This is a genomic window from Streptomyces sp. NPDC055287, assembly GCF_053646035.1.
In genome coordinates this window covers 338,447-362,610 of record NZ_JBSHNE010000005.1, presented here as the reverse complement: position 1 = coordinate 362,610, position 24,164 = coordinate 338,447, and the positions used below count along the sequence as shown (strand labels likewise).

The following is a 24,164-nucleotide window of genomic DNA, read 5'->3' as shown; positions in this document are numbered from 1 at the left end:
CGGTGGACGGGGGCCTTTGCGTTTCCCCCGGCCCCCACCGCTTCGAAGGCCCCGCCCACCGGACGGGGCCTTTCGCGTCAGCCCTCCTCCGCCGGCGCCTTGCGGCGCCTCGCGCGCAGGGCGAGCGTCACGCCGACCACGGCCACCACACCGGTCAGCAGCACCGCGTCGGGCACCGACTCCCCCAGGCCGCTCACCCACTCCTCCACGGCGAACGAGTCGTCCACGTCCAGCAGGCCGGGCAGGGACGTCGTCCCGTCGAAGACGAGGAAGAGCGTGCCCAGCGCGACGAAGAAGAGCCCGGACAGCAGCGACGTCGTGTGCAGCTCGAAGCGGCCGAGCCGCAACGCCCGCCCCCGCAGCCACTGCCGCCCGCCCAGTTCGTACCGCTCCCAGAGCAGCGCGAGCAGGAACAGCGGCAGGGCCATGCCCAACGCGTAGACGGCCAGCAGCAGTCCGCCGTACACCGGACTCCCGCTGATGGCGGCGACCGTCAGGACACTGCCGAGGATGGGGCCCGCGCAGAAGCCCGCCAGGCCGTAGACGGCACCGAGCGCGTACACCGAGACCGCCGTCGTCGGCCGGATCCGCCCCGACAGCGCGGCGATGCGGCGGGACGCGAAGCCCCTGCCCAGGATCTGCGCGACGCCGAGCGCGATGATCAGCCAGCCGCCGGCGAGGACGAGCTGGTCCCGGTGTCCGTAGAAGAGCCGTCCGGCGTACGAACCGGCCGCGCCCAGCGGCACGAGGGTGGTGGCGAGTCCGGCGTAGAAGATGCCGGTCCTGGCCGTCAGCCGTGACGTCGAGTCGATCGAGTACGCGAAGAAGGCGGGGAGCAGGAGTGCGCTGCACGGGCTGAGCAGGGCGAGCAGCCCGCCGAGGAAGGCGGCGAGATACCCGATGTCGGCGCTCACTGCCCCGCCTTCGCGTCCTTCGGGGCCTTTGCCGCCTTCGCCGCCGCCTCGATCGCCGTGGTGAAGGTCCCGGCGGACTGGGCTCCGGCGATCGGCCTGCCGTTGACGAGGAAGGACGGCGTGGAGGTGGCCCCCAGCTGGTACGCCTCCTCCTGGTCCGCCTTCACGGCCTTCACGGCGGCGTCACTGCCGGCGTCCCGGGTGAACCGGGCGACGTCCTTCACCCCGGCTTCCTCCGCCAGCGCCTCGAGCCGGGCGTCACCGAAGCCCTTCTCCTTGGCGCCGTCGGCGTACGCGGCGGCGTGGAACTGCCAGAAGCGGCCCTGCTGCCCGGCCGCCCAGGCCGCGCGGGCCGCCGCGTCGGACTCCTTGCCGAAGATCGGGAAGTTGCGCCACTCGATGCGCAGGGTGCCGTCGTCGACGTACTTCTTCACCAGGGCGGGCTCGGTGTCGCGGGCGAACTTTCCGCAGTAGCCGCACTTGAAGTCGGCGTACTCGATCATCACCACGGGTGCGTCCGCCCGGCCCTGCGCGAGCGGGTCCCCGGCGTCGCGCCGGGCGAGCTTCGCGAGCTCCGGGTAGACACCGGCCGTCGGATCGGCGGAGACCTCGGCGGCGGAGGCGTCGCGGGCCTCGCCGGGCTTGGTGGCGGTGTACGAGACGACGCCGAGCAGGACGGCCGCCGCGGCGACGGCCGCCCCGATGGCGACGGGCTTGGTGCGGGAGGTACGGGAGGAGGTCATGGGTGTTCGGTACTCCTGAAGGGAAGTGCGGGACGCGGACGTGGGCGCGGGTGGCCGGGCGAAGCTGTTTCCCCTGCCCGCCGCTTCGCGTAACCGTGGCCGCGCTGCCGACGCGGCGGATCCACCCAGCCATGGCTGGTCCGGCCGGTGACTGGGGACACGCCCGCCGGGCGTCCGGGGCCCGGGGTCACGCGGCGGAGCCGCGCGGGGTCACAGCGGAGGGGCGGGGGACGAAGACAAGCCCGCCGCGGGCGCGACGGTCTAGACCCGCATGACCGAGAGGTCCATGGGCGTCGGCGGGTCCAGCGGCGGTGGCCGGTGGCCGGGCGCGAAGTGCGGGGTGACGCAGTCGGCGCCCCACGAGTCCGCCGAGGCCCCGGAGTCGAAGAGGGCGGGCAGCAGCTCGTACGCCGCCCCGCCGCGCGGGGGTGCCACGGGCTCGGTCCCCACGCCGTCCCGGTGCCGCTCCCGGCAGCCCGGCTCAGGGGTCTCCGTGGAGGCGGATGCGACCGCCGTCGGCGTCGTCGCCGCGCTCACGGCCGCGGCTTCAGCGGCGGGCGGCCCGCCCCCGGCGCCCGGGCCCGTGCCCGTAACGGGCAGCGGCACGGCGGCCGCAATCGTGACCGCGACCGCGACCGCGACCGCGACCAGCATGCCCAGGAGCACGCGGCACGGGCGGCTGACCTGGGGCATCGGCTTTCGATCTCCTGTCCGGGGAACGTCCCGCCCAGCGTAAAGGCTGCCGCGCACCCGGCCCCACCGCCGCCCCGGCCGAAATCGGTTCGCCAGTCCTGACCGGCGGGTGAGATCCTGAATCAGGTATGTCTACTTCCTTCGCCGACCTCCAGACCGTGCTCGGAGGGCTGCCGCTCCGCGACGCCCACCGGCTCGGCCGCCGTCTCGACGGCGCCCGTCGCATCCGCAAGCCCGAGGCCCGCCAGGCCGTACTGGACGAAATCGCCGCCGAGGCCGAGAAGTCCGCCGCCCGGCTGGCGCAGCGTGCTGCCCGGATGCCCGAGATCACGTATCCGGAGTCGTTGCCGGTCAGCCAGCGCAAGGACGACATCGCCGCAGCGATACGCGATCACCAGGTCGTGATCGTCGCGGGCGAGACCGGCTCCGGCAAGACGACGCAGATCCCCAAGATCTGCATGGAGCTCGGCCGTGGTGTGAAGGGCATGATCGGCCACACACAACCCCGCCGCATCGCCGCCCGTACCGTCGCCGAACGCATCGCGGACGAGCTGAAGACGCCGCTCGGCGAGGCGGTCGGCTGGAAGGTCCGGTTCACGGATCAGGTCAACCCGGACGCGACCTTCGTCAAGCTCATGACGGACGGCATCCTGCTCGCCGAGATCCAGACGGACCGCGAGCTGCGCGCGTACGACACGATCATCATCGACGAGGCCCACGAGCGGTCGCTCAACATCGACTTCCTCCTCGGCTACCTCGCCCAGCTGCTGCCCAGGCGCCCGGACCTCAAGGTCGTCATCACCTCCGCGACCATCGACCCGGAGCGCTTCGCCCGCCACTTCGGCGGTTTCGCCTCCGTAGGAATCGATGGCAGCGAAGGCCGAGCGCAGCCGAGCGCGCCCATCGTCGAGGTCAGCGGCCGGACGTACCCCGTGGAGGTCCGGTACCGGCCGCTCCTCGAGGACGACAGCGACGACTCCGACCGCGACCAGATCACCGCCATCGCCGACGCGGTCGACGAGCTCCAGGCCGAGGGCCCGGGCGACATCCTCGTCTTCCTCTCCGGCGAGCGCGAGATCCGCGACACCGCCGACGCGCTCAACAAGAAGAACCTCCGCCACACCGAGGTCCTCCCCCTCTACGCCCGCCTCTCGCACGCCGAGCAGCACCGCGTCTTCCAGCGCCACACCGGCCGCCGGATCGTTCTCGCCACCAACGTCGCGGAAACCTCGCTCACCGTCCCCGGCATCAAGTACGTGATCGACCCGGGCACCGCGCGCATCTCCCGCTACAGCCACCGCACCAAGGTCCAGCGCCTGCCGATCGAGCGGATCAGCCAGGCCAGCGCCAACCAGCGCAAGGGCCGTTGCGGTCGTACGTCCGACGGCATCTGCATCCGGCTGTACGCCGAGGACGACTTCCTCACCCGCCCCGAGTTCACCGACGCCGAGATCCTCCGCACGAATCTCGCCTCCGTCATCCTCCAGATGACCGCCGCCGGCCTCGGGGAGATCGAGAAGTTCCCCTTCATCGATCCGCCGGACCACCGCAACATCCGCGACGGCGTCCAGCTCCTCCAGGAGCTCGGCGCGCTGGATCCGGCCGAGAAGGATCCGAAGAAGCGGCTCACGGACCAGGGGCGCAAGCTCGCCCAGCTGCCCGTCGACCCCCGCCTGGCCCGCATGGTCCTGGAAGCCGACAAGAACGGCTGCGTACGCGAGGTGATGGTGATCGCCTCCGCGCTCTCCATCCAGGACCCTCGCGAGCGGCCGTCCGAGAAGCAGCAGCAGGCCGACCAGCAGCACGCCCGTTTCAAGGACGAGACGTCCGACTTCCTCGCCTTCCTCAATCTCTGGCGGTACGTCCGCGAGCAGCAGAAGGAGCGCGGCTCCTCCAGCTTCCGCCGGATGTGCAAGTCGGAGTACCTCAACTTCCTGCGCATTCGCGAATGGCAGGACATCTACACCCAACTGCGCTCGGTCGCGAAGCAGATGGGGATACACGTCAACGAGGACGACGCCCCCGAGCTGTCCGTGCACCAGTCGCTGCTGGCCGGCCTGCTCTCCCACATCGGGCTGAAGGACACCGAGAAGAACGAGTACCTCGGAGCCCGCAGCGCCAAGTTCGCGATCTTCCCCGGTTCGGCGCTGTTCAAGAAGCAGCCCCGCTTCATCATGTCCGCCGAGCTGGTCGAAACGTCACGCCTGTGGGCGCGGGTCAACGCGCGGATCGAGCCGGAGTGGATCGAGCCGCTCGCCCAGCACCTCCTCAAGCGCACGTACAGCGAGCCGCACTGGGAGAAGGACCAGGCCGCCGTCATGGCGTACGAGAGGGTCACGCTGTACGGCGTACCGATCGTCGCCCAGCGCAAGGTCAACTACGGCCGGATCGACGCGGAGACCAGCCGCGATCTTTTCATTCGCAACGCACTGGTCGAGGGTGACTGGCGTACGCACCACAAGTTCTACGCCGACAACCGCAAGCTGCTCACCGAGGTCGAGGAGCTGGAGCACCGCGCCCGCCGCCGCGACATCCTCGTGGACGACGAGACGCTCTTCGACTTCTACGACAAGCGCATCCCCGAACACGTCGTCTCGGGCGCGCACTTCGACTCGTGGTGGAAGCACAAGAAGCGGGACGAGCCCGAACTTCTCGATTTCGAGCGCGAGATGCTCATCAACGAGAAGGCCGGGGCGGTCACGAAGGACGACTATCCGGACTCCTGGCGGCAGGGAAAGCTCAAGTTCCGGGTGACGTACCAGTTCGAGCCGGGCGCGGACGCGGACGGTGTGACCGTCCACATCCCCCTCCAGGTGCTCAACCAGGTCACGTCCGAGGGCTTCGACTGGCAGATCCCCGGCCTGCGCGAGGAAGTGGTCACCGAGCTGATCCGCTCCCTCCCGAAGGCGATCCGCCGGCACTACGTCCCGGCCCCGGACTACGCGCGGAAGTTCCTGGAGCGGACCGTGCCGTCGGCCGCCGGCCACCCGGTGTCGCAGCAGGAGCCGCTGCCGCTCACGCTCGCCCGCGAGCTGAAGCGGATGGTCGGCGTCCCGGTCGAGGCGAACGACTTCGACCTCTCCCGCGTCCCGGATCACTTGAAGATCACATTCCGGATCGTCGACGAGCGCCGCAAGAACCTCGCCGAGGACAAGGACCTGGAGGCACTGCGGCTCACGCTGCGCCCCAAGGCCCGTCAGGCGCTCTCCAAGGCCGCCGCGGCCACCGCCGGCCCCGCGGGTGAGTCCGTCGAACGTACGGGCCTCACGGACTGGACCATCGGCACGCTCGGCCGCGTATTCGAGACCCGCAGGGCGGGGCAGCCCGTCCGGGCGTACCCGGCCCTCGTGGACCAGGGTGAGAGCGTCGCCGTACGGCTCTTCGACACGGAGGCCGAGCAGCAGCAGGCGATGTGGCGGGGCACGCGCCGGCTCATCCTGCTGAACATCCCGGTCAATCCGGCGAAGTTCGCCTCGGACAAGCTCAGCAATCAGCAGAAACTGGCTCTTTCGCGCAATCCGCACGGATCGATCCAGGCGCTCTTCGACGACTGCGCCACCGCTGCCGCCGACAAGCTGATCGCGGACCACGGCGGCCCGGCCTGGGACGAGGAATCGTTCCGGAAGCTGTACGACAAGGTCCGCGCCGACCTCGTGGACGCGACCGTGCGCACGGTGAACCAGGTCCAGCAGATCCTCGCCGCCTGGCAGGCCTGCGAGCGCCGCCTGAAGGCCACGAACAGCCTGGCCCTGATCAACAACCTCGCTGACGTACGCGACCAGCTGGCGGTTCTCGTGCCGCCCGGCTTCGTGACGAAGACGGGGCTGCGCCGGCTGCCCGATCTGATGCGCTATCTCGTCGCGGCAGACCGCAGGCTCCAGCAGATGCCCACGGCCGTCCAGCGCGACACCACGCGCATGGAGAAGGTCCACGAGATGCAGGACGAGTACGCCTGGCTGCTGGAGCAGTTGCCGCAGGGCAGGCCGGTGCCGCAGGAAGTGCTCGACATCCGCTGGATGATCGAGGAGCTGCGGGTGAGCTACTTCGCGCACGCCCTGGGGACGGCCCAGCCGGTCTCGGACAAGCGGATCGTGAAGGCGATCGACGCGGCGGCGCCGTAACTCCTCCGTCGCCTTGAGTGAGTTCGCACGCACCCCCTGACCTGCTGTACAGTCTGTCTTCGCAGCGCAACGCAGTACGGCGCGGCAAGCAAGGTCCTGTGGAGCAGTTTGGAGTGCTCGCCACCCTGTCAAGGTGGAGGCCGCGGGTTCAAATCCCGTCAGGACCGCTCGATACGAAGTAGCAGAAGGCCCGGATCCGCAAGGATCCGGGCCTTCTTGCGTCTTGACGGCGTCATCTGCCACCGGTACCCAGGCATCAGGGCATCGGGGGGCCCGCACCGGGGAGGTGACGCATGGCGGCATCAACGGCCAGGCACGAGACGCGCGCGCTGCTACGTGCCCATCTGGCGGCCTCGACGGGCTATCGCCACGTGACACGGCACTGTCCCATCTGCCATCGGCTCCTGCGGCTCGCCATGGAGCCCGAGCCGGAGCCTCGTCAGGCGCCGGAGCCCGAAGAGAACGAGAGCCCGCCGGCGTCGTGACGCACTGCCGCTATCGCTGGCAGCCCTGAAATACACAAGAGTTGCGTCATGTGACGGGTGTCACCCAACGAGTTTTGGGAACCGGTGGACTTACACCCTCCCTACAACCGGTCAATTTAATATGTGCAATTGCACCCCTTCGGAGGGGCCGTCACAGGCCCCCCGAAAAGCCGGCGTCCCGCAGGTCAGAGGGGTCGAGAGTGGGGTTGGGAGAGGGCTGGACGGGTACCCGGGAACGGGCACAAAAAAGATCGCGCTGGACCCGGCGGAGTCCAGCGCGATCAACGACGCACCCGTCATGCATGGATGTGGCGCCTGTTGGGGCAGACGCCTGTCGTGTGGTGCTCAGGTGGGCGTCCAGGTTGGGGGACCCGGAGGAATGCCCGGTAAAGCGGGGTTATGCGGTTGTTCAGGCCTCGCTGCGCTGTTGCGGAATACCCGCAAGCAGTGCGCGGACCTCTGCCTCGCGGTAACGCCGGTGTCCACCAAGTGTGCGGATGGACGTGAGCTTGCCTGCCTTGGCCCAGCGCGTGACCGTCTTCGGGTCCACGCGGAACATCGTGGCAACCTCAGCCGGGGTCAGCAGCGGCTCGGCGTCAGGGGTGCGAGCGGTCATGAGCGGCCTCCTCGGGAGAACCGAACCATCACGGTTCTTTCCTCTAAATTCTGCACCTTGACCCGCGTTGCCCGAAATGGCGGACGCGGGCCGAGTCGGTTATAGGACGAACGGCTTGTCCTCGGCACTACAACTACACCATCCGTCCAGCCACGTCGGCCAAACCGATGGAATTGCCCTCCCAGGTGTTCATCAGCGACGAAGCCGATGGACCATGCCATAGCGGACAGTCACGTCACAGTGACGATCAGTCACAGAGCGATCAGGAGCCATCAGACCCCCCATAGCGCGCAATACCGAGCTAATCCGCCCTTAGTTGGACGGAAGGAGCCCTCACCGGACTCCTTGTCCTATTTTGGCATGAGGATAGGCGATGGGCGCAAGAGCCCGCTTAGTGCTGTCCGTCACGCTTGAGGCAAAGGCCCGGATCAGGACCTACGTCCCGGCCGCCAGGAGCCGCCCGACTGCCGTCAGTTCGCGAACTGGCGCTCGCGCACCACCCGCCACCGTTCCGTGAGCCGTCCGTACGCCTCACCGGCCGCCGCGCCGTCCCCGGCGCGCAGCGCCGCGATCCCCTCGGCCACGTCCGCGGCGGAGAGATCCGCGGCCAGGTGCTCCTGCGGGAGTACATGTGCCAGGCCGCCGTAATCGAGCTCGACCAGTGACCGGGGGTGGAATTCCTCCAGCCAGCGCCCCACATCCACCAGGCCGTCGACGAGCGGCCCCCCGGCCTCTTCGTCGAGATGCTCCCGCAGCGCCTTGAGCGCCCGCGCCACCCGCCGCCGCGCCTGGGCCATCGGCGTCCGGTAGCGCAGTACGGGCGGCGCCTCGCCCTCTGCCTTCGCGTACTCCCGCTCCTCGCCCGCGAAGAGCGCGAACCAGCGCACCGGCACGTGCCACGCCGAGCTCCTGATCCACGGACGCGCGTCCGGGTTGCGCTCCAGCCAGCGCTCGTAGTCCGCGGCCGCCTGCCGGCGCACCAGCGGCGGCAGCGCGGCGTCCAGCAGCGGCTCCGGGAGCAGGTCGGGCAGCTCCACGAGCGCCAGCCACCCGCGCAGCCGCGTACGCCATGGACAAACGCACACGACCCCGTCGACTTCGGTCACGAACGCGTCGCCGCTCTCGTGCACCGGCACCGGGACGGGCGGAGTCGCCAGCAAGTCCGCCAGGGAGCGCCTCAGTTCGTCCTGGGCGGTGGGCAGCCGCTCGCGCTTGGCGTACTGCGTCCAGTGACCGCGTTCGGGCTCGGGGAAGGCCGCCAGCGGTTCATACACCCGCAAATAGGAGACGTACGGGACGATCACCGAGGACTCCTGGGCCACGCCTGCTCCTCACTCGGACCGGAAAGAACCTCAAAGAACCGGAAGGAAACCGGAGGGAAATCGTCCCACGCGTACTCCGCCAGGGGGTGATCCCAGGCACTGCCGCACGCACGCGGCCCGCCAGGTCTTACTCTCTTGCCCACCGGCCCTCCCCACCCGCAGGAGGGCAAAGCCGCCTCGTACTTGGGAGTCACCACCGTGACCGACGCAACCGACGGCGTCCTGCACACCCTGTTCCGATCGGAACAGGGCGGCCACGAGCAAGTCGTGCTGTGCCAGGACCGTGCCTCCGGCCTCAAGGCCGTCATCGCCATCCACTCCACCGCCCTGGGCCCGGCCCTCGGCGGCACCCGCTTCTACCCGTATGCGAGCGAGGAAGAGGCCGTCGCCGACGCGCTGAACCTCGCGCGCGGCATGTCGTACAAGAACGCCATGGCCGGACTCGACCACGGCGGCGGCAAGGCCGTGATCATCGGTGACCCCGAGACGCTCAAGAGCGAGGAACTGCTGCTCGCGTACGGCCGGTTCGTGGACTCCCTCGGCGGCCGCTACGTGACCGCCTGCGACGTCGGCACGTACGTCGCCGACATGGACGTCGTCGCGCGCGAGACCCGCTGGGCCACCGGCCGCTCCCCGGAGAACGGCGGCGCGGGCGACTCGTCCGTGCTGACCGCCTTCGGTGTCTTCCAGGGCATGCGGGCCTCGGCCCAGCACCTGTGGGGCGACCCGACGCTGCGCGGCCGCAAGGTCGGCATCGCGGGGGTAGGCAAGGTCGGCCACCACCTCGTCGAGCACCTCCTCGCGGACGGAGCCGAGGTCGTGATCACGGACGTGCGGGAGGAGTCGGTACGCCGCATCACCGACCGCCACCCGCAGGTGACGGTCGTCACCAACACCAGGACGCTGATCGGCGTGGAGGGCCTCGATATCTACGCCCCCTGCGCCCTCGGCGGCGCACTGAACGACGAGAGCGTCCCGGCGCTCACGGCGAAGGTGGTGTGCGGCGCGGCCAACAACCAGCTCGCCCACCCGGGCGTCGAGAAGGACCTCGCCGACCGCGGGATCCTCTACGCGCCCGACTACGTGGTGAACGCCGGCGGAGTGATCCAGGTCGCCGACGAGCTGCGCGGCTTCGACTTCGACCGGTGCAAGGCCCAGGCCGCGAAGATCTTCGACACCACGCTGGCAATATTCGCACGTGCGAAGACGGACGGTATTCCGCCGGCCGCGGCGGCCGACAGGATCGCCGAGCAGAGGATGGCCGAGGCGCGCCGGAGCTGACCCCGAGGACTCTCCGGACGGGGTCGGCCCGCCGCCGGTGAGACATGACGAGACATGACTCACCCCCGTCGGCGGGTCGACCCTCGGGAAGAGGTTAAAATCGCAGTTGACCAGCGAGGACGGGGCTCCTCGCAGGTTCTGTGCCGAGGCGTTGCATGCGGGCGGCGTACCGTATGGCCGCGGAAGCAGGTACCGTTGATGCCCTACGGACCGGTCTCTCCAAGGGGAGCCCGTTCCGAACCATGAACGCGTGTCAAGACTCTGGGGCCGTCGAGCCCCGTCACCGAGGGGGTCGAGCCATGGGGCGCGGCCGGGCAAAGGCCAAGCAGACTAAGGTCGCCCGCCAGCTGAAGTACAGCAGCGGCGGGACTGACCTGTCGCGTCTGGCCAACGAGCTGGGCGCTTCGACTTCGCAACAGCCGCCTAATGGCGAGCCGTTCGAGGACGACGACGAGGAAGACGACCCGTACGCACAGTACGCGGCTCAGTACAACGATGACGGGGACGAGGACGAAGAGTCCGGTCCTTCGGCACATCGTCGCGGCGCTTGACGTCCGTACACCTCGAACAGGCATTACACACTGACCCGGTCCTGGGGCCTCGGCCCCGGACCGGGTTCTGTGCTACCCCCGGCGACTACTTGGCGTAGTCGCCCGTAAGCGTCGCGCCCGTGGCGTGGTCGCCGCGCTCGGTGATCTCTCCGGCCACCCAGGCGTCCACGCCGCGGTCGGCGAGGGTTTCCAGGGCCACGTTCACCGACTCCTCGGGGACGACGGCCATCATGCCGACGCCCATGTTGAGGGTCTTCTCCAATTCGAGCCGCTCGACCTGACCGGCCTTGCCGACCAGATCGAAGACCGCGCCGGGGGTCCAGGTGGAGCGGTCGACCGTCGCGTGCAGGCCGTCCGGGATCACGCGGGCCAGGTTGTTCGCAAGCCCGCCGCCCGTGATGTGGCTGAAAGCGTGCACCTCGGCGGTGCGGGTGAGGGCCAGGCAGTCCAGCGAGTAGATCTTGGTGGGCTCCAGGAGCTCCTCGCCGAGCGTACGGCCGAACTCCTCGACCTCGCGGTCCAGCGACCAGCCGGCGCGGTCGAAGACCACGTGGCGCACCAGCGAGTACCCGTTCGAGTGAAGACCGGAGGACGCCATGGCGATCACCGCGTCACCCTTACGGATACGGTCCGCGCCCAGCAGCCGGTCGTACTCCACCACGCCCGTACCGGCGCCGGCGACGTCGAAGTCGTCCTCGCCCAGCAGGCCGGGGTGCTCGGCCGTCTCGCCACCGACCAGGGCACAGCCCGCGAGGACACAGCCCTCGGCGATGCCCTTGACGATGGCCGCGACACGCTCGGGATGCACCTTGCCGACACAGATGTAGTCGGTCATGAAGAGCGGCTCGGCGCCACAGACGACCAGGTCGTCGACGACCATGCCGACGAGGTCGTGGCCGATCGTGTCGTACACGCCCATCTTCCGGGCGAGGTCGACCTTCGTACCGACACCGTCGGTGGCGGAAGCGAGCAGCGGACGCTCGTAGCGCTTGAGCGCGGAGGCGTCGAAGAGACCGGCGAAACCGCCCAGGCCGCCCAGGACCTCGGGGCGCTTGGTCTTCTTCACCCACTCCTTCATCAGCTCAACGGCGCGGTCGCCTGCTTCGATGTCGACGCCCGCGGACGCGTAGCTGGCACCAGTGCCCGCGTGCGGAGCACGCCCAGAAGATTCAGCAGACATTGCTGGGAACTTTCGTGTCGTGGAACGGGGGCGTTACGGGCGACGGAGCGCCTCGGCCGCGGCGTTCGCCGGGCCGGCCGCGAGCTCGGTCTCCAGAAGCTGCTTACCGAGCAGCTCGGGGTCCGGGAGCTCCATCGGGTACTCGCCGTCGAAGCAGGCGCGGCACAGGTTCCCCTTGGGGATGGTGGTCGACTCGATCATCCCGTCGATGGAGATGTACGAGAGCGAGTCGGCGCCCAGCGAGGTGCCGATCTCTTCGATCGTCATGCCGTTGGCGATGAGCTCCGCGCGGGTCGCGAAGTCGATGCCGAAGAAGCAGGGCCACTTCACCGGCGGGGAGGAGATCCGGATGTGGATCTCGGCGGCGCCGGCCTCGCGGAGCATCTTGACCAGGGCGCGCTGGGTGTTGCCGCGGACGATCGAGTCGTCGACGACCACCAGGCGCTTGCCGCGGATGACTTCCTTGAGCGGGTTGAGCTTCAGGCGGATACCGAGCTGGCGGATCGTCTGCGACGGCTGGATGAAGGTCCGGCCGACGTACGCGTTCTTGACGAGGCCCGAGCCGTACGGAATTCCGCTGGCCTCCGCGTAGCCGATGGCGGCGGGGGTGCCGGACTCGGGCGTCGCTATCACCAGATCGGCTTCGGCCGGGGCTTCCTTGGCCAGCCTGCGGCCCATCTCCACGCGCGAGAGGTAGACGTTCCGGCCGGCGATGTCGGTGTCCGGGCGCGCCAGGTAGACGTACTCGAAGACACAGCCCTTGGGCTTCGCTTCCGCGAATCGGGAGGTGCGCAGACCGTTCTCGTCGATGGCGAGCATCTCGCCCGGCTCGACCTCACGGACGTACGCGGCGCCGCAGATGTCCAGGGCGGCGGACTCGGAGGCCACCACCCAGCCGCGCTCGAGCCGGCCGAGGACCAGCGGGCGGATGCCCTGCGGGTCACGGGCGGCGTAGAGGGTGCCCTCGTCCATGAAGACGAGAGAGAAGGCGCCCATGACCTCGGGAAGAACCTTTGCGGCGGCTTCCTCGATCGTCAGCGGCTTGCCGTCGTCGTCCGTCTGGCCGGCCAGCAGAGCTGTGACCAGGTCGGTGTCGTTGGTCGCGGCGACCTGGGTCGCGCGGCCGTTCTCCTTGGGCAGGTCGGCGACCATCTCGGCGAGCTGCGCCGTGTTGACCAGGTTGCCGTTGTGACCCAGCGCGATCGATCCGTGCGCGGTCGCACGGAACGTCGGCTGCGCGTTCTCCCACACCGAGGCTCCGGTGGTGGAGTAACGGGCATGGCCCACCGCGATGTGGCCCTGGAGGGAGCCGAGGGAAGTTTCGTCGAAGACTTGCGAGACCAGTCCCATGTCCTTGAAGACCAGGATCTGGGACCCGTTGCTCACTGCGATGCCCGCGGACTCCTGTCCACGGTGCTGCAGGGCATACAGTCCGAAATAGGTGAGCTTGGCGACCTCTTCGCCGGGAGCCCAGACACCGAAGACGCCGCAAGCGTCCTGGGGGCCTTTCTCACCGGGGAGCAGGTCGTGGTTGAGTCGTCCATCACCACGAGGCACGCCACCGAGTGTAGGCGAGATCGACCACTGGTCCGAATTGGGGATGCGAGCCGCTGCCGGTCTCCGGCACCCGGGCTTGACAGGTGTGCGGTGCCTCCGTCACGCTCCGGCCTCCCGCAGCCCCTCGGTGACTACTCGGTCAGGCTTGTGGCGCGCCGCCACGTCGACCTGGTCCGTGTCGCGAGCGCAGTCTGTCGCTGCGCGCAGGCGCGTTTCCCCCAGCGCCCACAGCTCCCCCCTCCCTCCCCCTCGTGCGGCCCCTCCGTGGCCGGTCTCTGCCCCGACCCGGCCCCGGCCGGGCGCTGAACCGTGCCGCCAGAGGCCGGGTCGGTGTGCCCTTCATCACTGAAGGCCCTGTGACCTCGCACGACGAGAAGCTGCGCGCCGGGGGCGTGAGGGGGGATTCGCGGTTTGGCGCGTGCCGCGCGTGATCACGATCTCCTCCCTCACGGTTTTCGTTCGCGACGGAAGGAACCCCCACATGCAGTCGACCTCCCGAGTCCGTCTGTCGGCCCTCGCCGGTGGCGTCGTACTCGCCTCGGCGGCGCTCTCCGCCGGGTACGCCGTCGAGGCGGCGCCCGCCGACCGGCGCACCGTGCAGGTGGTGATGGTCGACTTCAGCGACAGCGCGTTCACCGGGGCGGCCAGGCTGGAGGCGACCCTGGAGTCCACCTACTACGGGAAGAGCGGTTCGCTGACCTCGTACTACGACGAGATCACCCGGGGCAGGACCACCTTCGCGCCCGCCGGTGCGGACCGGGTGATCGGGCCGCTCACCCTGCCCATGGCCGCCGCCTGCGACAGCGGCCGGATCGCGGACGAGGCGCAGAAGGCGCTGGCCGTGCAGGGGGTCGGGGCGAAGGCGTACCACCACGTCTCGATCGTCTTCCCGAACGAGAAGGCCAAGTGCGGCTACGCCGGCCTCGGCACGGTCGGCGGCGGCAAGACCTGGATGCCGAACGAGCACTTCACGGCCGACGCGCTGGTCCACGAGTTCGGCCACAACCTCGGCTACCACCACCAGATGCGGCTGCGGTGTCCGGCCGGGGACCTGGGTGCGGGCTGCAAGGAGGACGGCACCAGCGATACGTCCGTGATGGGCAGTGGTGGTTCGGCGGCCGGCCTGTCGTCGCCCGAGCTGATCCACAACAAATGGCTGACGGGTGACGAACTGGCCGATGTCACGGCGTCCGGCACATACCGGCTGCGCCCGCTGAACGGTGCGGGCAGCGGTGCCCGCGCGCTGCGCATCCCGCTCGGCGGCCAGGACAAGATCGTCGTCGAGTTGCGGGCGCAGGCGGGATCGCTCGACGGCGCGGTCCGGGGCGTCCACGCCTACCGGGTCTCCGGGGGCGACTACACGCGGTCGGCGCTGATCGACCCGACCCCGGGTGACAGGAAGGCGCCGGACGCGGACGCGGTCAAGACCGGTACCGAGCTGACCGACACCGCGCGGAAGGTGTCGGTGAAGGTCGTGGCCTCGGACAGGGCGGAGGCCACGGTCGCCGTCGCCCTGGGCGCCCGGGCGGCGGCACCCGGAGGTAGGGCGCAAGCGCCGGACCCGGGTCCGGACCCGGCGCCTGCTCAGGCTCCGGCTCCCGAGGCGCCGAAGGCCGCGGCAGCGGGGCCGAAGGCTGCCGCGGCGCAGGCGAGGGCCGCCGCCGCGTCGGCCTCGCCCCTGGACCGGCGGTCCGGCGTACGTCCCCACGAAGGCGGCCGGGTGCTGGCCGAGACCGGTGGCGACCCGGCCACCGTGCCGCTGGCCGTCGGCGGTGCGGCGGCGCTCGCACTGGGCGGCGCGGCCCTGTTCGCGCTGCGCCGCCGTCGCGCGTAACCGGCCGGCGGTCTACTTGGCGAGTGCGACCGCGTCCAGTCCCTTGCCGTCCGCCGCGGTGAGGGACAGGGCGCGCTCACGGATCTCGTAGGACGTCTTGCCGTCGAGGACCTTGAGCAGCGCCCGCTCGGCGTCCATCACCGGCGGCGTGCACAGCTTCCGGGTCGTGGCGATCTTGGAGAAGGTGAGGGTGGAGCCGGAGACCTTCGCCTTGCCCGAGACGTTGTTGCAGCCCAGGTGTCCGCCCACGGACCCGTCCTCGCCGAAGATCAGCTTCGCCTTGCCCGCCGCGTCCCCGGGCAGCGAGGTCGCGGTGTCGCCGTCCCGCAGCGACTCCACACGCCACTCGGTGCCGAGGAGCCGCGCGGCAGGCTCGGGCTTCGTCTCGGACAGGGCGATGGAGTCGCCGTCGGCCGTGGTCAGGGTCAGCCGGTCGTCCGAGACCTTGGCCTTGAGCTCACCGGTGAAGGTGCGCTGCAGGTGCTGCTCGAACTTCGCGACGTTCTTCGGGCAGCCGATCTCGGTGGTGTGGCCGGACCCCACGGTGACCGTGTCGCCCTTGACCGTCACATCGGCGCCGAAGTGATTGCAGCCTGTGTTGCCCTTGGCCCGGCCCTTGTCGTCGATCCGGACGGTGGCCTTCTCGGGCGCCGGCATCTTCTTCCCGTCGACGGTCACGCTGTCGACGGTCCAGTCGATGCCGGAAACCTGGATGTCCGGCTTTACGGTGCCGTCGTTTCCGGCGCCCGAGCCCGATTCCGTGCCGCAGGCGGCCAGGGTCAGGAGGGCCAGAACGGTGACGGTGCCGGTGAGGGGGCCGGAGATGCGGGTGCGCGACGTATCCATGGCGATGGGACGGAACGAGTGGGGTTTCTGGTTCCACCTCCCCTCCCTCACGCACCCTTCCTTCCGATGACGACGGTGGCGTACAGCTCTTCGGACGTGACGACCCGCGGGACCATTCCGCCGCGTGCGACGGCTTCGACCGCACGCGACGCCTGGCGCTCGCTGGTCTCGAACAGCAGATGGCCGCCCGGCGCCAGCCACCGCGCCGCTTGGGCCGTCACCCGCCGCAGTACGTCGAGCCCGTCCGCCCCTCCGTCGAGAGCGACCCGCGCCTCGTGGATGCGGGCCTCCGGGGGCAGCAGCTCTATCTCGTCGGTCGGTACGTACGGCACATTCGCCAGCAGTACGTCGACCCGCCCCCGCAGCGCGGCGGCCGGCAGCGGCGCGTAGAGGTCGCCATCGTAGACCTGCCCGCCGAACGCGGTGACGTTGCGCCGGGCACACCGCACGGCGGCGGGATCCACGTCGGCGGCGTACAGCTCCACTTGGTCCAGGGACGCGGCCAGCGCCGCGCCGAGCGCGCCGGACCCGCAGCACAGGTCGACGACGACGGCCGGCGAAGGGGCGAGGGCCACGGCCTGCTCGACGAGGAACTCCGTGCGGCGGCGCGGGACGAAGACCCCGGGGTCCACGGCGATGCGACGGCCGCTGAACTCGGCCCAGCCGAGTACGTGTTCGAGGGGCAGACCGGCGACGCGGCGGTCCACCATGGCGCGGAGGTGGGCGGGTCCAGAGGCGGTGGAGAGCAGCAATTGCGCCTCGTCCTCGGCGAATACACAGCCGGCGGCCCGGAGCCTGGTGACGACGGAGGGGGAAAGCGAAGGGGAGAGCGACATGGGGAAACCTTTCGGGACGCCGATGGGCGCTCCCTCGGTCCCCTATGCCCGGCGGACCGCGCGGTCGCGAGAGGAGAGCACCCGACCTGATACAGCGGTAATGGGTCTCACCTCCTTGGTGCGTACGTCCTGCTTTGGCGTCGGCAACACTACATGATCAACAACTGGCTAGCCGAGGATCGGCAACAACCCCGCCAGGTGCGCCCGCTCGCCGCCGGCACTGACCTTCGCGTCGCCGACGGCCGCGTCCCAGTCCGTACGCCCCGTGGCGAGGCGGATCCAGGTGAGCGGGTCGGTCTCGACGACGTTGGGCGGCGTGCCGCGGGTGTGGCGGGGCCCTTCCACGCACTGCACGACGGCGTACGGCGGGACGCGCACCTCGACGGAACCCCCGGGCGCCTTCACCGCGAGGGCGTCGGCGAGGAGACGGGTGCAGGCGGCGAGGGCCTGCCGGTCGTACGGGACGGCAAGGCCGGCGGCGCGGTTCAAGTCGTCCGTGTGGACGACGAGTTCGACGGTACGGGTGACGAGGAAGTCGTCGAGGCGCATGGCACCGACCCGGGTCGCGACAAGCCGGTCGTCGGGGACGGCGGGCAGCAGCTCGGCGAGCCGGGCGCGGGTCCGCTCGTACCGCGCGGCGAGGTCGGGGGCGGAGCCGGCGATCGACTTCGTGTCGTCGGAGATCTGCGCGGCGCGCTCTGCCGTGGCGAACGGCCAGTCCAGTAGCGGGACTTCCTGCCGGGGCGGGGCGGGCTGTTCGAGACAGCCGACGACCGCGCCGACCCCCATGGAGATGTGCGCGGCCAGCTCCCGGACGGTCCAGTCCCCCAGGTGGGTGGGGAGGGCAAGCTGCGCGGGCGTCAGCTCCCGTACCGCCTCTTCCGCGTTGCCGAACTGTGCCAGGACGGAGGCGCGGATCTTGCCGGCGTCGTAACGACGCGGGCGGGGGCGCGGACGCTTCTGGGCAGCGGATGACATGCCCCCGAGATTAACGCGTGGGTACGACAACGGGTCTTGTGCGGCGCGGACCAGCAGCGGCCCTGCCGTGAGAAAAACCCGGTCCCGGCCAGTAACTGGCCGGGACCGGGTGATGGCTCCGGGACACGTCAGGCGAAGAGGCCCGGCAGCGTCGCCTCGTGCGCCGTGCGCAGCTCGCTCAGCGGGATGCTGAACTCGCCCTGCACCTCGATCTCCTCGCCGTCCACGACACCGATCCGGGTCACGGGCAGGCCCCGCGCCCCGCACATGTCGTTGAAGCGGAGCTCCTCGCTGCGCGGCACGGACACGACCGCGCGCCCCGCCGACTCCGAGAAGAGGAACACGAACGCGTCGAGCCCCTCCGGCACGACCAGCCGCGCACCCTTCCCGCCCCGCAGGCAGGACTCGGTGACCGCCTGGATCAGGCCGCCGTCGCTCAGGTCGTGCGCCGCGTCGATCATTCCGTCGCGCGAGGCCGAGATCATGATCTCGCCGAGCAGCTTCTCCCGGTCCAGGTCGACCTTCGGCGGCATGCCGCCGAGGTGGTCGTGGATCACCTGCGACCAGGCGGAGCCGCCCAGTTCCTCGTGCGTGTCGCCGAGCAGGTAGAGGAGCTGGCCCTCTTCCGCGAACGCGACCGGCGTACGCCGCGTCACGTCGTCGATCACGCCGAGCACCGCGACGACCGGCGTCGGGTGGATGGCGGTCTCGCCGGTCTGGTTGTAGAGCGAGACGTTGCCACCGGTCACCGGCGTACCGAGCTGGAGGCAGCCGTCCGCGAGGCCGCGCGTGGCCTCCGCGAACTGCCACATGACGTCCGGGTCCTCGGGCGAGCCGAAGTTCAGGCAGTCGGAGATCGCGAGCGGCTTGGCGCCGGAAGCGGCGACATTGCGGTACGACTCGGCCAGCGCGAGCTGGGCGCCCGTGTACGGGTCGAGCTTCGCGTACCGGCCGTTGCCGTCGGTCGCCATGGCGACGCCCAGGTTCGTCTTCTCGTCGATCCGCACCATGCCGGCGTCCTCGGGCATGGCGAGCACCGTGTTGCCCTGCACGAAGCGGTCGTACTGGTCGGTGATCCACGACTTCGACGCCTGGTTCGGCGACGAGACCAGCTTCAGCACCTGCTCGCGCAGCTCCGCCGCGTTCGCCGGGCGCGCCAGCTTGTTCGCGTCGTCGGCCTGGAGCGCGTCCTGCCACTCGGGGCGGGCGTACGGCCGGTGGTAGACGGGACCCTCGTGGGCCACGGTCCGCGGCGGTACGTCGACGATCTGCTCGCCGTGCCAGAAGATCTCCAGCTGCGAGCCGTCGGTCACCTCACCGATGACGGTGGCGATGACGTCCCACTTCTCGCAGATCTCCATGAACCGGTCGACCTTGTCCGGCTCGACGATCGCGCACATGCGCTCCTGCGACTCGCTCATGAGGATTTCCTCGGGCGAGAGGGAGGAGTCGCGCAGCGGAACAGTGTCCAGCTCGACACGCATACCGCCGGAACCGGCCGAGGCCAGCTCGGAGGTCGCGCAGGACAGGCCCGCGCCGCCGAGGTCCTGGATGCCCGCGACGAGCTGCTCGCGGAAGATCTCCAGGGTGCACTCGATGAGGAGCTTCTCCTGGAAGGGGTCGCCGACCTGAACGGCGGGACGCTTCGCGGGCCCGGTCGACTCGAAGGTCTCGGAGGCGAGTACCGATACGCCGCCGATGCCGTCGCCGCCCGTGCGGGCGCCGTACAGGATGACCTTGTTGCCGGGACCGCTCGCCTTCGCGAGGTGGATGTCCTCGTGCTTCATCACGCCGATGCAGCCGGCGTTGACCAGCGGGTTGCCCTGGTAGCACTTGTCGAAGACGACCTCGCCGCCGATGTTCGGCAGGCCCAGGCAGTTGCCGTAGCCGCCGATGCCGGCGACGACACCGGGCAGTACGCGCCGGGTGTCGGGGTGGTCGGCCGCGCCGAAGCGCAGCGGGTCGACGACCGCGACCGGGCGGGCGCCCATGGCGAGGATGTCGCGGACGATGCCGCCGACACCCGTGGCCGCGCCCTGGTAGGGCTCGATGTACGAGGGGTGGTTGTGCGACTCGACCTTGAAGGTCACGGCGTAACCCTGGCCGACGTCGACGACACCCGCGTTCTCGCCGATGCCGACGAGCATCGCGTCGTTCTCGGGGACCTTCTCGCCGAACTGCTTCAGGTGGACCTTGCTGCTCTTGTACGAGCAGTGTTCGGACCACATGACGCTGTACATGGCGAGCTCGGCGCCGGTCGGGCGGCGGCCGAGGATCTCCCGGATGCGCGCGTACTCGTCCTCCTTGAGGCCGAGTTCCTTCCAGGGCTGCCCGGCCTCGGGGGTCTCCGAGGCGTGCTTGACGGTGTCCAGAGTCATGCGTTGACCAGCTTCTTCAGGATCGAGGTGAAGAATCCGAGGCCGTCGGTGCGTCCCGTGCCGACCAGCGGCTCCACGGCGTGCTCCGGGTGCGGCATCAGGCCGACGACATTGCCGGCGGCGTTGGTGATGCCGGCGATGTCGCGGAGCGAGCCGTTCGGGTTGACGTCGAGGTAACGGAAGGCGACACGGCCCTCCGCCTCCAGCTCGTCGAGCACGCGCTCCTCGGCGACGTATCGGCCGTCCATGTTCTTGAGCGGGATCTGGATCTCCTGCCCGGCGGTGTAGTCCGCCGTCCAGGCCGTCCCGCTCGTCTCCACGCGCAGCTTCTGCTCGCGGCAGATGAAGTGCAGGTGGTTGTTCTGCAGCATTCCGCCGGGCAGCAGGTGCGCCTCGGTGAGGATCTGGAAACCGTTGCAGATACCGAGGACCGGCAGGCCGGCCTTCGCCTGCTCGATGATCGTCTCCATCACCGGCGAGAAGCGGGCGATGGCGCCGGCCCGCAGGTAGTCGCCGTAGGAGAAGCCGCCCGCGAGCACGACCGCGTCGACCTGCTTGAGGTCCTTGTCGCGGTGCCACAGCGAGACCGGCTCGGCGCCCGCGGTCCGGACGGCCCGGAGGCTGTCCTTGTCGTCGAGCGTTCCTGGAAAGGTGACGACTCCGATACGAGCGGTCACTTCGACTCCTCCACCTTCACGGTGAAGTCCTCGATGACGGTGTTGGCGAGGAACGATTCGGCCATCTCATTGATGCGGGCGAGGGCGGCGTCATCGACCGGCCCATCGACCTCGAGCTCGAAACGCTTTCCCTGACGGACGTCCGCGATTCCCTCGAAGCCGAGACGGGGCAGTGCACGCTGCACCGCCTGTCCCTGCGGGTCGAGGATCTCGGGCTTGAGCATGACGTCGACTACGACGCGTGCCACTGGCACTCCCGGTGGTGGTGTGGTGCGAAGGCGGTTCCATCAGCGTACCCGTCCTGAAATTCTACGCGGGTAGATATACGTTGACGTGGATCACGTTCCGGTATCGGCGGCAACAACCGCGGGAAAAATCCACGAAAAAACGGCCGCCTCCGATTGCGGAAGGACACGCGGACGGAATTAACTGGGCTTCACCATGCAATGCCTCTCGCTGTACAAAGGAATAGCGAGAAAATCAGCATTGCTCCAAAACAGCCGGAAGGCCGGCATCACCCCACGTCAGGCGCGATGTCGGACGTGGCAGTGCCGCAGGAAAGGACCGATATCCGTGGCTCAGCGCGTAGTGGTCACGCTCTCCGACGACATCGACGGAGGGGAAGCAGCGGAAACGGTCAGCTTCGGCCTGGACGGGAAGTCGTACGAGATCGACCTGAATCCCGCCAATGCAAAGAAACTGCGCACCGCGCTGGAACCGTTCATCGAGGCAGGCCGAAAGCACTCGAAGTCGGGCAAGGTCTACCGCCACACCCCCGTGGCCCCCGACCCGGCCGCCGTGCGCGCGTGGGCGCGCTCGCACCAGATGGACGTGCCGGCCCGGGGCCGCATCCCCAAGAAGGTCTACGAGGCCTTCGCGGAGGCTTCCTGACGGGCCGCCGGGGACCGGGACCGGCGCGCACGGAGCCCCCGGAACAGCCGACTTGCGTTCCACCCCAGGTGATCGGCTAGAGTCTGGAGCACGCCGAGGGGCAAGGCCGCAGGGCCGGTCCCCGAGCAGCGTGCGGGTGTAGTTCAGTAGTAGAACATCCCCCTTCCAGGGGGAAGGCGCAGTGTGCAATTCCTGTCACCCGCTCTACATCGCTTACCTACCACTTCGGTGGTTCGGGTACAGTGGTGGCACCAAATGCGGACGTGGCTCAGTTGGTAGAGCATCACCTTGCCAAGGTGAGGGTCGCGAGTTCGAATCTCGTCGTCCGCTCCATGAGTACGAAGGCCCCGGTCATTGCGACCGGGGCCTTCGTCGTCTCAGTGTCCGGTGTCCCCGCCGACTGACATTTGTCATGTACGTCGATGACAACGCGCACTGCCGGTGGCCGTGGCCCGGCGGAAGTCTTGTGTCATGACCAGCAATGAGTACGTGATCGATGCCGAGGGGCTCCGGCGTACCTACAGCGGCGGCTTCGAGGCCGTCCGTTCGCTCTCCTTCTCCGTGGCCCGCGGAGAGCTCTTCGCGCTCCTCGGTACCAACGGGGCCGGCAAGACGTCCACCCTGGAACTCCTGGAGGGCCTCGCCCGGCCCAGTGGCGGCAGCGTCCGGGTACTCGGGCACGACCCGTACGCCGAGCGGGCGAAGGTGCGCCCCCGGATCGGCGTCATGCTCCAGGAAGGCGGCTTCCCGTCCGAGCTGACTGTGCGCGAGACCGTCCGGATGTGGGCGGGGTGCACCAGCGGGGCACGGCCGGTGGGCGAGGCGCTGGAGCTGGTGGGGCTGGGGAGGCGGGGGAACGTACGGGTCAAGCAGCTGTCCGGTGGGGAGCGGCGGCGGCTGGACCTGGCGACGGCGCTGCTCGGACGGCCCGAGATCCTGTTCCTCGACGAGCCGACCACGGGGCTCGACGCCGAGGGGCGGCGCGAGACGTGGGAGCTGGTGCGTGAGCTGCGCGACGGGGGGACGACCGTGCTGCTGACCACGCATTACCTGGAGGAGGCGCAGGAGCTCGCCGACCGGCTGGCGATTTTGCACGAGGGACGGATCGCCGCCGAGGGGCGGGTGGACGAGGTCGTGGCGGAGTACCCGTCGCAGATCTCCTTCGAGCTGCCGGACGGATACCACTTGGGGGACCTGCCGCCGCTGGCGCAACTGGGCGTGACGGGGCACGCACTGGCGGGGCGGACTGTGCGGCTCTTCACCGACCGGCTTCAGCGGACCGCCACCGGGCTGCTGACGTGGGCGGAGACGGCGGGGGTGGAGCTGCGCGGACTCGATGTGCGGTCGGCGTCGCTCGAGGAGGCGTTCCTGAGCATCGCGCGCGAGGCGAAGAAGAGCGAGCGGGACGGGGAAGAGGTGGGTGCCCGATGAGTACGGTTGTGGCGGGACGTATGGCGGCGCTGACACGGGCCGAACTGACTCTGCTCGTACGGCACAAGGCGGTGCTCCTCACGGCGCTGGTGGTGCCGGTGGCCATGACGTACGCGATGCGGCCGGTCGTCGAGGATCTGGACCTGCGCGGGGCGGGGCTGTCGCTGGGGGAGGCGATGATGCCGATGGCCGTGGCGTTCGTCCTGCTCTTCGGGGTGTACTCGGCGCTGGTCACGGTCTATGTGGTGCGGCGCGAGGAGCTCGTACTGAAGCGGCTGCGGACGGGGGAGCTCGGCGACGCGGAGATACTGGCCGGGACGGCCGCCGCCACGCTGGTGGCCGGGCTCGCGCAGTGCGTGGTGCTGCTGATCGCGGGGGCGGCGGTGCTGGGGATGGAGATGCCGGCCGATCCGGTGTGGGTGGTGGCCGGTGTGCTGCTGGGGCTGGTGGTCGCGAGTGCGATGGCGGCCCTGACCACCGTGTTCACGCGGTCCGCCGAGGGCGCCCAGATCACGATCATGCCGCTGATGCTGATCTCGATGGTGGGGTCCGGCGTCATCGTGCCGCTGGAGCTGCTGCCGGACAAGGTGGCCTCGGTCTTCGAGCTGCTGCCGCTGTCGCCGGTGGTGGAGCTCGTGCGGGGCGGCTGGAGCGGACAGTTGGGAGCGTACGAGGCGCTGGGGGCGGTCGGCACGGCGGTGGCATGGACCGTACTGTCGGTGGTCGCTGTCCGGCGGTGGTTCCGGTGGGAGCCGCGGCGGTAGGGGGCGGCGTATCGGCGCGGTTCCGTGCTGAGCGCGAGAGCCGGCCGCCGACTGGGTGTGTGGAAG

The 24,164-nt window shown here is 69.7% G+C and carries 22 protein-coding genes and 3 tRNA genes; 12 read left to right on the top strand and 13 right to left on the bottom strand.

The window, feature by feature from the left end:
* Positions 1-77: 77 nt before the first annotated feature.
* From ACWIHY_RS11680 to ACWIHY_RS11670, 3 genes are all read right to left on the bottom strand, one after another.
* Positions 78-914, bottom strand: a complete 837-nt coding sequence (locus tag ACWIHY_RS11680) for a cytochrome c biogenesis CcdA family protein (RefSeq protein WP_454375442.1) — start codon at positions 912-914, stop codon at positions 78-80.
* Positions 911-1,657 (bottom strand): DsbA family protein, encoded by a 747-nt coding sequence (locus ACWIHY_RS11675; protein ID WP_454375441.1) that lies wholly within the window; start codon positions 1,655-1,657, stop codon positions 911-913. Before ACWIHY_RS11675 ends, ACWIHY_RS11680 begins: the two co-directional genes overlap by 4 nt.
* Before the next feature lie 261 nt (positions 1,658-1,918).
* Positions 1,919-2,350: a hypothetical protein gene (locus ACWIHY_RS11670; RefSeq protein WP_454375440.1), complete on the bottom strand. Its 432-nt coding sequence runs from the start codon at positions 2,348-2,350 to the stop codon at positions 1,919-1,921.
* Positions 2,351-2,478: 128 nt separating this feature from the next.
* Between ACWIHY_RS11670 and hrpA the strand changes: the two genes are divergently transcribed.
* The 3 genes from hrpA to ACWIHY_RS11655 all read left to right on the top strand — a co-directional run bounded on the left by hrpA (position 2,479) and on the right by ACWIHY_RS11655 (position 6,956).
* Positions 2,479-6,471, top strand: coding sequence for an ATP-dependent RNA helicase HrpA (gene hrpA, locus ACWIHY_RS11665; protein ID WP_454375439.1), 3,993 nt, complete (start codon positions 2,479-2,481; stop codon positions 6,469-6,471).
* A 92-nt stretch (positions 6,472-6,563) separates the two neighbouring features.
* Positions 6,564-6,638, top strand: a tRNA-Asp gene (locus ACWIHY_RS11660).
* A gap of 126 nt (positions 6,639-6,764) precedes the next feature.
* Positions 6,765-6,956, top strand: a complete 192-nt coding sequence (locus tag ACWIHY_RS11655) for a DUF6274 family protein (RefSeq protein WP_454375438.1) — start codon at positions 6,765-6,767, stop codon at positions 6,954-6,956.
* A gap of 409 nt (positions 6,957-7,365) precedes the next feature.
* Here the strand turns inward: ACWIHY_RS11655 and bldC are convergent, their stop codons facing one another.
* Both bldC and ACWIHY_RS11645 read right to left on the bottom strand, forming a co-directional pair.
* The gene (bldC, locus tag ACWIHY_RS11650) at positions 7,366-7,572 is read right to left on the bottom strand and encodes a developmental transcriptional regulator BldC (RefSeq protein ID WP_003949541.1); all 207 of its coding nucleotides are present in this window, start codon (positions 7,570-7,572) and stop codon (positions 7,366-7,368) included.
* Positions 7,573-8,042: 470 nt separating this feature from the next.
* Complete coding sequence (locus ACWIHY_RS11645) at positions 8,043-8,894, bottom strand: hypothetical protein (protein ID WP_454375437.1); 852 nt, start codon at positions 8,892-8,894, stop codon at positions 8,043-8,045.
* A gap of 198 nt (positions 8,895-9,092) precedes the next feature.
* Between ACWIHY_RS11645 and ACWIHY_RS11640 the strand changes: the two genes are divergently transcribed.
* Together ACWIHY_RS11640 and ACWIHY_RS11635 are read left to right on the top strand one after the other, a co-directional pair.
* Complete coding sequence (locus tag ACWIHY_RS11640) at positions 9,093-10,175, top strand: Leu/Phe/Val dehydrogenase (RefSeq protein WP_454375436.1); 1,083 nt, start codon at positions 9,093-9,095, stop codon at positions 10,173-10,175.
* Between the two features lie 299 nt (positions 10,176-10,474).
* Positions 10,475-10,726, top strand: coding sequence for a DUF3073 domain-containing protein (locus tag ACWIHY_RS11635; RefSeq protein WP_214921355.1), 252 nt, complete (start codon positions 10,475-10,477; stop codon positions 10,724-10,726).
* Between the two features lie 85 nt (positions 10,727-10,811).
* Here the strand turns inward: ACWIHY_RS11635 and purM are convergent, their stop codons facing one another.
* On the bottom strand, positions 10,812-11,906 hold the full coding sequence (purM, locus tag ACWIHY_RS11630) for a phosphoribosylformylglycinamidine cyclo-ligase (protein ID WP_454375435.1): 1,095 nt from the start codon (positions 11,904-11,906) through the stop codon (positions 10,812-10,814).
* A 33-nt stretch (positions 11,907-11,939) separates the two neighbouring features.
* Positions 11,940-13,463, bottom strand: a complete 1,524-nt coding sequence (gene purF, locus ACWIHY_RS11625; RefSeq protein ID WP_454375434.1) for an amidophosphoribosyltransferase — start codon at positions 13,461-13,463, stop codon at positions 11,940-11,942.
* On the opposite strand from purF, the gene ACWIHY_RS11620 reads away from it, so the two are divergent.
* The gene (locus ACWIHY_RS11620; RefSeq protein WP_454375433.1) at positions 13,434-13,769 is read left to right on the top strand and encodes a putative leader peptide; all 336 of its coding nucleotides are present in this window, start codon (positions 13,434-13,436) and stop codon (positions 13,767-13,769) included. The two genes, purF and ACWIHY_RS11620, sit on opposite strands and share 30 nt — an antisense overlap.
* A gap of 175 nt (positions 13,770-13,944) precedes the next feature.
* A complete protein-coding gene (locus ACWIHY_RS11615; RefSeq protein WP_454375432.1) occupies positions 13,945-15,297 on the top strand; it encodes an LPXTG cell wall anchor domain-containing protein in 1,353 nt (450 codons plus the stop codon).
* 12 nt (positions 15,298-15,309) lie between these two features.
* Here the strand turns inward: ACWIHY_RS11615 and ACWIHY_RS11610 are convergent, their stop codons facing one another.
* From ACWIHY_RS11610 to purS, 6 genes are all read right to left on the bottom strand, one after another.
* The gene (locus ACWIHY_RS11610) at positions 15,310-16,143 is read right to left on the bottom strand and encodes an META domain-containing protein (RefSeq protein ID WP_454375431.1); all 834 of its coding nucleotides are present in this window, start codon (positions 16,141-16,143) and stop codon (positions 15,310-15,312) included.
* Positions 16,144-16,190: 47 nt separating this feature from the next.
* The gene (locus tag ACWIHY_RS11605) at positions 16,191-16,979 is read right to left on the bottom strand and encodes a putative protein N(5)-glutamine methyltransferase (protein WP_454375430.1); all 789 of its coding nucleotides are present in this window, start codon (positions 16,977-16,979) and stop codon (positions 16,191-16,193) included.
* Between the two features lie 168 nt (positions 16,980-17,147).
* Positions 17,148-17,957, bottom strand: coding sequence for a sterol carrier family protein (locus ACWIHY_RS11600; RefSeq protein WP_454375429.1), 810 nt, complete (start codon positions 17,955-17,957; stop codon positions 17,148-17,150).
* A 128-nt stretch (positions 17,958-18,085) separates the two neighbouring features.
* Positions 18,086-20,335: a phosphoribosylformylglycinamidine synthase subunit PurL gene (gene purL / locus ACWIHY_RS11595; RefSeq protein WP_454375428.1), complete on the bottom strand. Its 2,250-nt coding sequence runs from the start codon at positions 20,333-20,335 to the stop codon at positions 18,086-18,088.
* Entirely contained in the window at positions 20,332-21,012 is a 681-nt protein-coding gene (purQ, locus tag ACWIHY_RS11590; protein ID WP_454375427.1) for a phosphoribosylformylglycinamidine synthase subunit PurQ, read from the bottom strand. The genes purL and purQ overlap by 4 nt, the downstream gene beginning before the upstream one ends.
* Entirely contained in the window at positions 21,009-21,260 is a 252-nt protein-coding gene (purS, locus tag ACWIHY_RS11585) for a phosphoribosylformylglycinamidine synthase subunit PurS (protein WP_454375426.1), read from the bottom strand. The genes purQ and purS overlap by 4 nt, the downstream gene beginning before the upstream one ends.
* 325 nt (positions 21,261-21,585) lie before the next feature.
* Here purS and ACWIHY_RS11580 point away from each other — a divergent pair, with 325 nt between their 5' ends.
* The 5 genes from ACWIHY_RS11580 (at position 21,586) to ACWIHY_RS11560 (ending at position 24,098) form a co-directional block, all read left to right on the top strand.
* A complete protein-coding gene (locus ACWIHY_RS11580) occupies positions 21,586-21,903 on the top strand; it encodes a histone-like nucleoid-structuring protein Lsr2 (protein WP_454375425.1) in 318 nt (105 codons plus the stop codon).
* Positions 21,904-22,035: 132 nt separating this feature from the next.
* A tRNA-Gly gene (locus ACWIHY_RS11575) sits at positions 22,036-22,107 on the top strand.
* A gap of 53 nt (positions 22,108-22,160) precedes the next feature.
* A tRNA-Gly gene (locus ACWIHY_RS11570) sits at positions 22,161-22,236 on the top strand.
* 138 nt (positions 22,237-22,374) lie between these two features.
* Complete coding sequence (locus ACWIHY_RS11565; RefSeq protein ID WP_454375424.1) at positions 22,375-23,334, top strand: ABC transporter ATP-binding protein; 960 nt, start codon at positions 22,375-22,377, stop codon at positions 23,332-23,334.
* Positions 23,331-24,098: an ABC transporter permease gene (locus ACWIHY_RS11560; protein WP_454375423.1), complete on the top strand. Its 768-nt coding sequence runs from the start codon at positions 23,331-23,333 to the stop codon at positions 24,096-24,098. The genes ACWIHY_RS11565 and ACWIHY_RS11560 overlap by 4 nt, the downstream gene beginning before the upstream one ends.
* Positions 24,099-24,164: the final 66 nt, after the last annotated feature.